At 69.4% G+C, this 11,836-nt stretch carries 12 protein-coding genes; 7 read left to right on the forward strand and 5 right to left on the reverse strand.

Features of this window, described 5'->3' with window-relative positions:
• Nucleotides 1-14: 14 nt before the first annotated feature.
• Together AC1RNC_RS13590 and ykgO are read right to left on the reverse strand one after the other, a co-directional pair.
• The gene (locus AC1RNC_RS13590; RefSeq protein WP_492886937.1) at nucleotides 15-632 is read right to left on the reverse strand and encodes an HAD family hydrolase; all 618 of its coding nucleotides are present in this window, start codon (nucleotides 630-632) and stop codon (nucleotides 15-17) included.
• The gene (ykgO, locus tag AC1RNC_RS13595) at nucleotides 632-757 is read right to left on the reverse strand and encodes a type B 50S ribosomal protein L36 (RefSeq protein ID WP_004616427.1); all 126 of its coding nucleotides are present in this window, start codon (nucleotides 755-757) and stop codon (nucleotides 632-634) included. Before ykgO ends, AC1RNC_RS13590 begins: the two co-directional genes overlap by 1 nt.
• A gap of 218 nt (nucleotides 758-975) precedes the next feature.
• On the opposite strand from ykgO, the gene AC1RNC_RS13600 reads away from it, so the two are divergent.
• Entirely contained in the window at nucleotides 976-2,274 is a 1,299-nt protein-coding gene (locus tag AC1RNC_RS13600; protein ID WP_492886938.1) for a lytic murein transglycosylase, read from the forward strand.
• Here the strand turns inward: AC1RNC_RS13600 and AC1RNC_RS13605 are convergent.
• Nucleotides 2,264-3,109: an aldose 1-epimerase gene (locus AC1RNC_RS13605; protein ID WP_492886939.1), complete on the reverse strand. Its 846-nt coding sequence runs from the start codon at nucleotides 3,107-3,109 to the stop codon at nucleotides 2,264-2,266. The genes AC1RNC_RS13600 and AC1RNC_RS13605 overlap by 11 nt on opposite strands.
• A 71-nt stretch (nucleotides 3,110-3,180) precedes the next feature.
• On the opposite strand from AC1RNC_RS13605, the gene AC1RNC_RS13610 reads away from it, so the two are divergent.
• From AC1RNC_RS13610 to AC1RNC_RS13625, 4 genes are all read left to right on the forward strand, one after another.
• Nucleotides 3,181-4,389, forward strand: coding sequence for a winged helix-turn-helix domain-containing protein (locus AC1RNC_RS13610; RefSeq protein WP_492886940.1), 1,209 nt, complete (start codon nucleotides 3,181-3,183; stop codon nucleotides 4,387-4,389).
• A 78-nt stretch (nucleotides 4,390-4,467) separates the two neighbouring features.
• Nucleotides 4,468-5,280, forward strand: coding sequence for a response regulator transcription factor (locus tag AC1RNC_RS13615; protein WP_492836811.1), 813 nt, complete (start codon nucleotides 4,468-4,470; stop codon nucleotides 5,278-5,280).
• Complete coding sequence (locus AC1RNC_RS13620; protein WP_492887223.1) at nucleotides 5,247-6,623, forward strand: FecR domain-containing protein; 1,377 nt, start codon at nucleotides 5,247-5,249, stop codon at nucleotides 6,621-6,623. Before AC1RNC_RS13615 ends, AC1RNC_RS13620 begins: the two co-directional genes overlap by 34 nt.
• Nucleotides 6,620-8,917 (forward strand): CHASE2 domain-containing protein, encoded by a 2,298-nt coding sequence (locus AC1RNC_RS13625; protein ID WP_492886941.1) that lies wholly within the window; start codon nucleotides 6,620-6,622, stop codon nucleotides 8,915-8,917. The genes AC1RNC_RS13620 and AC1RNC_RS13625 overlap by 4 nt, the downstream gene beginning before the upstream one ends.
• Nucleotides 8,918-8,927: 10 nt before the next feature.
• Here the strand turns inward: AC1RNC_RS13625 and AC1RNC_RS13630 are convergent, their stop codons facing one another.
• Both AC1RNC_RS13630 and AC1RNC_RS13635 read right to left on the reverse strand, forming a co-directional pair.
• Nucleotides 8,928-9,419: a hypothetical protein gene (locus AC1RNC_RS13630; protein ID WP_492886942.1), complete on the reverse strand. Its 492-nt coding sequence runs from the start codon at nucleotides 9,417-9,419 to the stop codon at nucleotides 8,928-8,930.
• 56 nt (nucleotides 9,420-9,475) lie between these two features.
• Nucleotides 9,476-9,640: a hypothetical protein gene (locus tag AC1RNC_RS13635; protein WP_492886943.1), complete on the reverse strand. Its 165-nt coding sequence runs from the start codon at nucleotides 9,638-9,640 to the stop codon at nucleotides 9,476-9,478.
• 591 nt (nucleotides 9,641-10,231) lie between these two features.
• Here AC1RNC_RS13635 and AC1RNC_RS13640 point away from each other — a divergent pair.
• The gene (locus AC1RNC_RS13640; RefSeq protein WP_492886944.1) at nucleotides 10,232-10,753 is read left to right on the forward strand and encodes an RNA polymerase sigma factor; all 522 of its coding nucleotides are present in this window, start codon (nucleotides 10,232-10,234) and stop codon (nucleotides 10,751-10,753) included.
• A gap of 85 nt (nucleotides 10,754-10,838) precedes the next feature.
• Nucleotides 10,839-11,816 (forward strand): FecR family protein, encoded by a 978-nt coding sequence (locus tag AC1RNC_RS13645; protein ID WP_492886945.1) that lies wholly within the window; start codon nucleotides 10,839-10,841, stop codon nucleotides 11,814-11,816.
• Nucleotides 11,817-11,836 lie beyond the last annotated feature (20 nt).

Below are 11,836 nucleotides of genomic sequence, written 5' to 3' on the forward strand. Positions count from 1 at the left end.
TCCCCTACTGGGACCTAGAGCAGGCCGTGCCGCTCGACAGCGGCGCGCAGCTGCGCCGGATCGGTGAAGTGGTGGGTGTGGAAGCCGATGTCCATGGCCGCCGCGATATTGGCGGCGCTGTCGTCGATGAACAGCAGGTCCGAGGCCCGCAGGCCCGTCCGCTCCAGCACGATCTCGTAGATCCGGCGGCCCGGCTTGATCACCTGCTCGTCGCCGGAGACGATCGCATCGCGGAAATGGCCGAAATGGGCCGGCGACATCGCCTGGACCACCGGCCACTTGCTCTGGGGCATGTTGGTCAGGGCGAATTGCGGCACGTCAGCGGCCGCCAGGGCTTCGATCACGGACGCCGTTTCGGGGATCGGCCCCGACAGCATCTCGCCGAACCGCTCGTCCCAGGCCCGGATCTCTGCTTCATGCTCGGGGAAGCGCGCGATCAGCGGCGCGGCGTTCTCCGGAAAGCCGACGCCCTTGTCGTGCTCGACGTGCCAATCCAGCGTGCAGACATGCGAAAGGAACCGGTCGAGATCGGCCGGTTCCTTGAACATCTTCGCGTACAGTGCGCGGGGATCCCAGCGCACGATGACGTTGCCGACATCCCAGAGAACGGCTCTGGGAGACGACAAGGTCATTAGCCTTGCTTGGCTTTGAAGCGCGGGTCGGTCTTGTTGATGATGTAGATGACGCCCTTGCGACGCACCATCTTGCAGTCGCGGTGGCGACCCTTCAGCGACTTCAGCGAGCTGCGAACCTTCATGACCGGTCTCTGTACTTCGGCGGAGAGGTTCGGGCGCGCAGAATACGGCCAGAACTTCCGGGGTGTTTCGGAGGCGGTGCGTATAAGTGCGACGCGGACCGGAGTCAATGCGCTCGACGCCCTTTCGCCCAAATGCGCGTGGGGATTTCGCGGGAACTTCACCCGTCTGGCGCGCTTGTGATTGAAGGCTTTACTCGAACCCCGGTAGCTTCCCCCGCATGGCCATCGATCGTCGCGTCTTTCTCGTTCTCCTGCTCGCCGGTTGCGCGGACACGTCTCCACAAGGTCCGCTGACGGCGATCACCCCGCCGCAACCGGCGCCCAAGCCCCAGACTCCGGCCGCGCCGCAGCCGGTTCCGGCGACGCCCGTGCCCGCCGGCGAGCTGGCCTTCGACACCTGGCTGCGGGACTTCCGAGGCCGCGCCATCGCCCAGGGCCTGTCGCCCGCCCTGCTGGATCGCGAGCTGGCCGGCGTGACGCCCGATCCCAAGGTCATCAGCCTGGACAGCCGCCAGCCGGAGTTCTCCAAGCCGGTGGGCGACTACATCAAGGGCGTGATCAGCGACGACCGCGTGGCGGTGGGCCGCCGCAAGCGGGAGGAGTTGGCCTACCTGCCGACCATCGAGGCCCGCTACGGCGTGCCGCGTGACATCCTGCTGGCTGTCTGGGCCATGGAATCGGCGTTCGGCCAGCTGCAGGGCAATTTCGACGTCGTCCGCTCGATGGTCAGCCTGGCCGCTGACGGCCGCCGCCGCGCCTGGGCCGAGGGCGAACTGATCGCCGCTCTGAAGATCATCGATTCGGGCGAGGTCACTCGCGCCCAGCTGCGCGGCTCGTGGGCCGGGGCGATGGGCCAGACTCAGTTCCTCCCCTCCAGCTACCGCTCGACCGCCGTCGACTTCGACGGCGACGGCCGCCGCGACATCTGGGGTTCGGACGCCGACAGCCTGGCCTCGGCCGCCAACCTGCTGGTCAAGGGCGGCTGGAAGCCCGGCGCGGGCTGGGCCAAGGAGGTGATCCTGCCGGCCGGCTTCGACTATTCGGTGACCGAAGTCGACAAACAGATCCCGGCCTGGTGGGAAGCGCGTGGCGTGCGCCGCGCCGACGGCCTGCCCTGGACGGCGGCCGACGCCGCCTCGCCGGCCATGCTGCTCCTGCCGGCGGGCGCGGCGGGTCCGGCCTTCCTGGCCCTGCCGAACCATTTCGCGATCCGCACCTACAACAACTCGACGTCCTACGCCCTGGGTATCGGCCTGCTGGCCGACCGCTTCGGCGGCGGCGAGGCCCCGATCACGCCCTGGCCGGTCGAGACCCCGTTGTCGATGTCGGACCGCATGGCCGCCCAGATCGCCCTGGCCCGCGTCGGCTTCAATCCAGGTCCGGCCGACGGCGTCATCGGCGCCGGCACCCGCAAGGCCCTGCGCGCCTGGCAGCAGAGCCAGCAACTGCCGGCCGACGGCTACATGTCGAACGACATGGTGAGCAGGCTGAAAGCCCAGGCCGGGATTACGCCTTAGCCACTTCCATCCAGATCGACCGGCTCTCCCCGGGCTGAAGCGTCACCACGCCAGTCTCCCCTTCCCCGAACGGATTGGGGCGGCTGGCGCAGGGCTCGACGCAATAGTGGTCCTCCCCCGGCGGGACATAGACGTGCAGCCAGCGGCAATCGGCCGAAGCGGTGACGACCGTGTCCGGCTGGCCCGGCGCGCTCAGCACCGCTCGCTGGTCCCAGCCTGTGTAGCAATGGTCGATCAGCGCGTGGCCCTCGACCACGGCGCCAGCGGCCCAGTCCGGTCCCCGGACGCCCGGATGGCGCACGGTCGGCAGCACGTCGGCGTCGATCATCCAGACGCCGTCATTGGCCGCCGTCAGGACCTCGCCCTCGCGACGCGGGAAATAGGGGTGGAAACCCAGGCCGGCCGGCATCGCCGCGTCGCCGGTGTTGGTCACGGTCAGCTCGATGCGCAGCCCGCTCTCGGACAGCACGAGGCGCTGCTCGGCGCGATAGGCCCACGGCCAGGCGTCCGCCGCGTGTTCGTAGGAGAGCACCGCTTCGCCTCCCCGCGCCTTCTCCACCGTCCAGGCGTTGCGCCAGCCCTGTCCGTGCAGGGTATGCGGATGGCCGGCCAGGTTCGGCGGCAGCACGACCTCGCGGCCTTCGAACGCGAAGCGGCCGTTCGGGATGCGGTTGCAGAACGGGACCAGCGGAAAGCTCGCCGTCAGCAGGGCGTCGGTCGCGCCAGCCGCCATCGGCCGCAGCACGTCCCGGCCGCCGATCGTGAACGCGGCGATCGCGCCGCCGACCTCTGGCGCGAGCGCCAAGCGGGCCGGGCCCCGTTCGATCACGGTCATGATGGCTGCTCCCTAGATGTTAGCGGTCTCACTGCCTTGCGCCCGGTCCCGACGCAAGTTCAACTAGAGCCATGGTCGAGACCCTCTCCGCGAAGGACGCGCGACGCATCGCGCTGGCGGCGCAGGGCTTCGCGCGACCGCGCCCGACCGCGCCGGGCAAACGCCACCTGCTCTCGACGATCGAGAACCTGGGCGTCGTGCAGATCGACTCGGTCAATGTCGTCTCGCGCTCGCACTATCTGCCGCTGTTCTCGCGCCTGGGGGCCTACGACCGGTCGCTGCTGGAGGCTATGGCCTGGGGCAAGACGCCGGACCTCGCCGAATACTGGGCGCACGAGGCCTCGCTGACGCCGCTCTCGACCCATCCCCTGCTACGCTGGCGGATGCAGGACGCCCTCGACGGCGTCGGGGTCTGGAAAAATGTCTCGGGCTTCCTGCGCAGCCACGCGGACTTCATCGACAAGGCCCTGGCCGCCGTCGCCGAGCGCGGCCCGCTGGCGGCCTCCGAACTGGAGCTGGGCGCCAAGGGCGAAGGCGGCTGGTGGGGCTGGAGCGAGGGCAAGCGGGCCATGGAATGCCTGTTCTGGACCGGCCGCCTGACCACCGCCACCCGCCGCAACAGCTTCGAGCGCGTCTATGGCCTGCCCGAGAAGGTGCTGCCCAGCGCGATCGTCGAGACCCCCACGCCCGCCCGCGCCGAGGCTTGCCGCGAACTGCTGAAGATTTCGGCCCGCGCCATGGGCGTGGCCACCGAGCGGGACCTGCGCGACTACTTCCGGCTGGGCGTGACCGACGCTCGCGACGGCGTGGCCGCGCTGGTCGGCGACGGGACCCTGACCCCGGTCGCCGTCAAGGGCTGGGAGCAGCCCGCCTATCTGTGGCCGCGGGCGCGGCGGCCACGCGCGGTGAAGACCGCCGCCCTGCTCTCGCCGTTCGACAACCTGATCTGGTTCCGCGAGCGCACCGAGCGGATGTTCGGCGTCCGCGTGCGGCTGGAGATCTATACCCCCGCCCACAAGCGCACCCACGGCTACTACGTCCTGCCGTTCCTGCAGGACGAGGCGATCACCGCGCGTGTCGACCTGAAGGCCGATCGCAAGGCCGGCAAGCTGCTGGTCCTGGCCGCCCACGCCGAGCCTGACGCCGATGACGCGACCGCCGACCGGCTCGCCGGGGAACTGGCGCTGATGGCGTCCTGGCTGGGACTTTCCGGCGTCGAGGTTCGCTCCACGGGCGATCTCGCCCCCAAGTTGGGTTCGATCATCCGGGTCGCCGCATGAATGCTCGCTCGACCCGACTGTAAAGCATTGTAAAAATGCCGCCTGAAGGCGAGCAACCGGGGGCGGGGCGCGATAACAATGAATAGCTGGTCGCCTGCTCGTCACCCCACCGACATCGGGCGTCCCGCGGCGCGTTCCGCTCCCCCGCGGGACGCGCCACTTCCCAGTATAAGTGAGCGCATGAAAGTCGCCCTGCTCGACGACGACCAAAGCCATAATGCGCTTGTCGCTTCGGTTCTGGATCCTGCAGGCTTTGTCTGCACCAGCTTCACGACGCCCTCGCGCCTTTTGGCCGAGCTGCGCAAGCAGACGTTCGACCTGATCATTCTCGACTGGAACATGCCGGAGCTGTCCGGTGTCGAGACCCTGCGCCTGCTGCGCGAGGATCCGACCACCGCCCCGCCGGTGCTGCTGCTGACCAGCCGCTCGGTCGAGGCGGACCTCGTGGAAGGCCTGAACGCCGGCGCCGACGACTACATCGTCAAGCCGCTGCAGCCCCAGGTGCTGCTAGCCCGCGTCAACGCCGTGGCCCGCCGCATCCACCGGCCGCCGGTCTCGCCCCAGGTCGAGCAACATGGTCCCTATCGCCTGGACCCGGGCGCCCAGACGGCCAGTTGGGCCGGCCATGTCGAGGCCCTGACGCCCAAGGAATTCCAGCTGGCGTCCTTGCTCTTCAACAACCTGTCCCGCCCCCTGTCGCGCGAGTACCTGCTTCGGCGCATCTGGGGCCAGCGGCCGGATCTGGAGACCCGCACCCTGGACGCGCACGTCTCGCGCCTGCGCGCCAAGCTGCACCTGCGGCCCACCAACGGTTTCCGACTCAGCACGGTCTACGGTTTCGGTTATCGTCTCGAGGCCTGCGATCCCGAGACGGCGGGCGGGGGAGAGTAGACATGATCAGGGCTGCCGGAGCGGGCCTCCTTTTTCTGGCGGGGCTGACGCTCGCGAGCGCGGCCAACGCCCAGACCGCCGCGCCGGAGCCGCCGGTGGCCTATGTGGTCAAGCCGGGCGACACGCTGATCGGTCTCGCCAGCCGCTACATGAACCGGCCTGGCGACTACCGGGCGGTGCAAAAGGCCAATCGCGTGGCCCAGCCCACACGCCTGCGACCGGGCTCGCAGCTGAACATCGACCCGAACCTTTTGAAGTCGACGCCGATCGCCGCCAGCCTGTCGGCGTTCACCGGCCCCGTCACCGTCGAGACCAACGGCCAGCGCACGCCGGCGCGGGTCGGCATGCCGCTGTCCGAGGGCCAGGTGATCAGCACCGGCCCCGGCGCTTTCGCCACCTTCGAGCTGGAAGACGCCTCGCGCGTCACCCTGCCGTCGAACACCCGCGTGCGGATCTCCAAGCTGCGTCAGGTGATGATCAACAATGCGCCCCAGCGGGTGTTCCAGCTGGACCAGGGCAAGAGCACGATCTCGGCGACGCCGACCCATACGCCGGGCGCCCGGTTCGAGGTGCGCACCCCTGTCTCGGTCTCGGCCGTGCGCGGCACCGAATTCCGGGTCGGCGCCAGCGGTGACGGAGCCCAGACGGAAGTGCTGAAAGGCGCGGTCGGGGTCGACGCCGGCCAGGTGGCGACCGGCGGACCGCCGGTGGCGGCGGGCTTCGGCGTCAGCGCCTCGGCCAGCGGCGTCGGCGCGCCCGTCGAACTGCTGCCCGGACCGAAGATGGGTCCCGGCGGCCAGACCCAGAACGAGGCGATCGTCCGCTTCACCGTCGAGCCCGTCCAGGGCGCGGCCGCCTATCGCCTGCTGCTGGCCCGCGACGCCGGCTTCATGGACGTCTTCGCCGAGGCCAGGACCCAGACCACGACCCGCGAGCGCCCGACCGCCGACTTCAGCCAGCTGGAGAACGGCACCTATTTCGTCCGCCTGACCGCGATCGACCCGGGCGGCCTGGAAGGCTTCCCGTCCGACTACAGCTTCGACCGCGACCTCAACACGCTGGACGCCGGCGCGCCGTCCGACAGCCGCGAGGGCAAGCATCGCAAATTCCTGTTCCGCTGGAGCGCGGCTGGCGACGGGGTGCGCAACTATCGCTTCCAGCTGTTTTCCGACGCCGAGGCCAAGGTCGCCATCGTCGACCAGCCCGGCCTGACCGAACCCCAGCTGACCCTGACCGACCTGCCGCCCGGGAGCTATTCCTGGCGCGTGGCCGCCGTGCGCTTCAAGGATGGCGCGGTGACCGAGAAGGTAGGGACGCTGCAGCAGTTGCAGATCGGGAAGTGACGAACGCCGGGCCCCGCGCGCCGCGCCCGAGCGGGCGGCTGCTGTCCTGGCTGCTGCTGGCCATCGTCTCCAGCCTGCTCATGGTGGTCTTCGCCGTCCTGCCGCCCAAGCGGCTGGACAACGTGCTCTACGACATCCTGGCCCGCGCCAACGGCCGACCGGCCGATCCCTCGATCCTGATCATCGACATCGACGACCGCAGCCTGGCCCAGCTGGGCGCCTGGCCGTGGTCGCGCGAGACCCACGCCAGGATGGTCGACCGCCTGACCGAGGCGGGCGCGCGGACCATCGTCTACGACGTGCTGTTCAGCGAGGCCGGCGACCCGGCCCAGGACCAGGCGCTGGGCGAGGCCATCAAGCGCTCGGGCCGGGTCTACCTGCCGCAATTCCTGGCCGACGCGGGCGCGGACGCCCCACCGCGCGTCCTGGGCTCGGTGCCGGCCATCGCCCAGGGCGCGGCCGGCGTCGGTCTGGCCCATGTTCGCTTCGACGACGACGGCGTCGTGCGCCGCATGGCCCCGTTCGAGATCAACGGCGCCAGCCTGACTCCAGACCTGGTCACCGTCGTCCATCGCGCCACCCGCCCGGCGGGCGGGCGCGACGTCACCCGCGGCTTCGACCAGACCCTGCTGATCCCGTTCGCCGGCCCGCCGTCGATCTATCGCCACGTCAGCTTTTCCAGCGTTCTGGACGGCGAGGCGCCGCCGTCGCTGATCGCCGGCCACACGGTGTTCGTGGGCCTCACCGCCCCGGGCCTGGGTCCCGCCTTCCCGACGCCGGTGACGCCCGACGCCGCCAGCATGACCGGCGTGCAGTTGCAGGCCAGCGTCCTGGACGGCCTGCGCAGCGGCCTGATGGTCAAGCCCGCCGGCCCGTGGAGCCGCGCGGCCTTCACGCTCACCCTGCTGTGGCTGCTGATGGTCGGGTTCCTGATCCTGCCGCCGCGCGCCAACCTGATGCTGACGATCGGCCTCTGCCTGGTCGGTGTGGCCTATTCGGCGGCGATGTTCTGGCTGGGCCAGGTCTGGCTATCGCCGATCGCCACCGTGCTGGGCCTGCAGATTATCGCCCTGGTCTGGGGCTGGGGACAGCTGGGCCGGGTCAACGACCTGCTGAGCCGCGAACTTGCGCGGGTGCGTGGCATCGTGCGCGGACGCGGAACCGCTCCGGCCGACTTCGAAAGCGACGTCGTGGCGCGCCAGGCCTCGAACCTGGGCGAGGCCATCACCCGCATGGACGACCTGCGCCGCTTCTCGGCCGACGCCCTGTTCAGCCTGCCCGACGCCACCCTGGTCGCCGACGCCCACGGCCGGGTGATCGCCGCCAACGCCGCCGCCCAGGCCCTGTTCAAGCCCAGTCAGATTCAGCTGACGGGCTCGTCCCTGGCCGATCTGATCAACGCTCTGGAACCGCTGGGCCATCGTTTCGAGCTGGACTGGCCCCCCACTCCCCCCCCTTTGGCCAACGAGCGGCACGAGCCGATCGACCTGCATCTGCCCGACGGCCGCGCCTTCCAGCTGCAGACCGTGTTCCGCAGGGACGAGGCCGACGCGCCGGCCGGCTGGATCGTCCGCCTGGCCGATATCTCGATCCTCACGGCCGCCATGCGCCAACGCGAGCAGGCCCTGCAACTGCTGACCCACGACATGCGCTCGCCGCAGACCTCGATCCTGGCCCTGCTGGCCACGACGCCGGACGTCCCGCCCGAGCTGTCCGACCGCATCGCCGCCTACGCCAAGCGAACCCTGGCCCTGGCCGACGGCTTCGTACAACTGGCGCGGGCGGAGGTGACGCCGGTCCATCTGGAGCCAGTCGACCTGGCCGACATCGCCGTCGAGGCCATCGACGAGGTCTGGCCGCAGTCGGTGCAGCGCAAGATCCGTATCGAGCAGGTCGGCGACGACGCGCCGCTGACCGTGCTGGGCGACCGGGGCGTCCTGGCCCGCACCCTGGTCAACCTGCTGGGAAATGCCGTGAAGTACAGCCCGGAGGGCTCGACCATCACCGTCAGCCTCTCGGAGCAACCTTCGGCCAGCGGCCCGACCGCCAATGTCTCCATCGCCGACCAGGGGCCGGGTTTCTCGCGCGAGGAGGCGGCCACCGCTTTTAGGCCCTTCCAGCGGTTCGAGCGGCCGGGTCACGACTTCACGGTCAATGGCGCGGGCCTGGGCCTGGCCTTCGTGCAGGCCGCCGTCGCCCGCCACGGCGGCGAGGTTTCGTGCCGCAGCGCGCCTGGCGTCGGGGCGGAGTTCACCGTCCGCCTGCCGCGCCACACCGTCGGGCTGGCGAACTAGCTCCTGGCGTCTAGCCCTTGGTGGAAGGCCGCAGGGCCGCGACCAGCAGGTCGGCCACGGCCGCCGGCTCGCCTTTGCGCGCCCGGATGGAGGACCAGGCGACCGTCTTGCCCGTACCGGCCTCGACCACCGCCAGGGTGACGGTGCGGGCCGGTCCCTTGCCCTGCCAGGGTCGCCACCAGGGACGGCGCTCGGCCGGACTGCGCCAGGCCTTGTCGTCCAGGGTCCCGGCGGCGCTGGAAACCCCGACGCTCAAAGGCGCCACGGCCACGCCGACCTGCACGAGATAGGCCGGCTTGCCGCCGCCGCTTCCGCCCAGCGCGTCGATCGCCCGCGCCTGGACCGCCTTGGCGAAGGCCGCGTCGGCGCCGTCGGCCGAGCTGGAATAGGGGGCCAGACCCTTCAACCCGGTGACGTCCCCCTGCCCCACGGCGCGAGGCGAGGCGCAGGCGGCAAGCAGCGTCAGACAGGCTCCGGCCAGCAAAAAGCCGCGTGCGCGCATGGTCGTTCGCCCCAGGTGGTCCAACTAAAAGATGATAGCGCCGTGCGCGCCGAAGGTCACGCGAGCCAGGCGCTCAGGGCGCACCAGGCCAGGATGATCATCGCCCAGCTCAGCACCGCAAGGCCCACGGCCACCAAGAACCGGCCGGGGCGAAGGCGACGCGGTCGGGACCGGTGGCCAACGGTCTCGACCGTCGGCGCCATCATGCTGGACCGTTCCATGTTCCGCGCTCCCCAGTCGCGTTTTTCAGCTTAAATGGCAAGAGCTCGACGCCGGCCAGGGACCGCGTCTCTGATTTTACAATGGATTACATTGCCGACGTCGGCCGCAGGCGGACGATCGCCTTGAAGCGACGCAAAAACTGATCGTTCCATTCAAGTTTTCTTCGACCCGAAGGCGCAAGGTGACGGGGTCTCGCAAGGACAAGGCCCGCCCCTCCCCCAAGCAGGGCCTGACATCGCCGCCCTTCTCCCCCCGTTCAGCGGAGGAGGGCGGTCCCCACTTCACGCGGAGATTTCGATGCGCGCCAAGACGGCGCCGCCTCGCGACGCCCGCGCCGCGACATTTCGCCACATAAGTCCAGGCATCGCCACCGTTCGTCGAGGACGGCGCCATTCAGGCGGCGAGGCTTAAGCATGAAAAGCCGCCGTTATTTGAACTTTCACGGGTTTTTGGACCCTAGACAGCCTCGCGCCCGCTCCGAGTCTGACTTGAGGATCGGTCGCAACAAACGATCGTCTTTCCGCCAAAAAGATGGATAGTGCTGCGCCGTGACGGGGCGGTTTTTGGCGGACGTGGGTGATCTTTTGAGCGTGACGAGCTCGGACAAGGCCACGCTGCTCGGCCTGTACGAGGAAAAGCGCGCCAATCTGGTGCGTTTCTTCTCCGCGCGCCTGGGCTCCCGCGCCGAGGCCGAGGATCTGGTCCAGGACCTCTACATCCGCATCAGCGGCATGGAGTCGATCGGCCCGGTCGATAATCCGTCGGCCCTGCTGCACCGGATCGGCTCGAACCTGATGCTGGACCGCCTGCGCAGCCAGAAGCGGTCGGGGACGCGCGACAGCGACTGGCGCCACGTCAACACCACCGTCGTCGCCGGCCACGAGGTCGCCGACGAGCCCGCCGCCGACGAGGTGGTCGCCGGCCGCCAGCGGCTGAAGGCCTTGGTCGAGGCTGTCGAGGATCTGCCTGAAAAGACCCGTCAAGCTTTCCAGTTGCATAAGCTGGAGGGTCACAGTCACATGGAAACCGCCCGGCGCATGGGCATCAGCGTCAGTACGGTGGAAAAGCACATTAGCGCCGCCCTAAAGACCCTGACGAGGCGACTCCGGTGATTTATGCAAGTCCGCATGGGGGACGGGTCTCGTCGGCGCCGTCAGTTTTTAAGGGGATGATGGATCCTCGTCGGAGCACCACCGGATGAGCCGGTCAGCGCAACACCTGCAAGAGGCGGCTGATTGGCTGACCCGATTGCAGCGGCCGGAGGTCGAAGAGACCGACTGGCTGGCGTTTGACGCCTGGCTCGACGAGCCCGGTGCGCGGGAGGCGTATGACGCCATCCAGGCCGTCGACGAGGAGATCTTCCAGCGAGGCGCGGCCGTCCGGGGGGAATTGGCCGAGCCGAAGCGCGCCGCGGCGAAGCGTGTGTTCTCGATCGACTGGCGTTGGCTGGGTGGTCTGGGCGCCGCAGGCGCCGCGGCGGCCGTCGCCCTGGTCGTCGCGCCATGGAGCGAGCTCCTGCCCGCCTCCGACACGCTCTACACCACGGCCAAGGGCGAGAACCGCGCCATCGCGCTGGCTGACGGCAGCCACATCGACCTGAACACCGACTCGCATCTGTCCGTGCGCCTCGAGAAGGACGCCCGCCGCGTCACCGTCCATGACGGCCAGGCCCTGTTCGACGTGGCGCACGACGCCGCTCGCCCGTTTCTGATCACCGCCGGCGACGAGACCGTGCGCGTGGTCGGCACCAAGTTCGACGTCCGCCGCCGCGACGGCCTGCTCACGGTCACCGTGCTGCGCGGCCTGGTGGAAGTCTCGACCGATGGTGACGACACCCCCGTGCGGCTGCGCCCGGGCCAGATGCTGGAACATGTCGAGGGCGCTGCCGGCGTCAGCGTGCGCGGTGTCGCGGCCGAGGACCAGGTGGGCTGGCGCTCGGGCCGGCTGATCTATCGCAACGAGCCGCTGACGCGGATCGTCGGCGACATGAACCACTATTTCGACCGGCCGCTTCGCCTTGAAGGTGAAAACACCGCCAACCTTCGGTTCTCCGGCGTATTGATCGTGGATGGTCAGGATGCGATGGTCCGTCGCCTGACCAGCCTCATGCCGATTTCGGCGACGCCGAGCGATGATTCGATTGTCCTGCGCGGAAGGCCGTCCGCTCCCAACTGACGTTCTTGACCGGGTCCGAC

This window comes from Caulobacter sp. GW822-FHT01G02 (genome assembly GCF_058802865.1).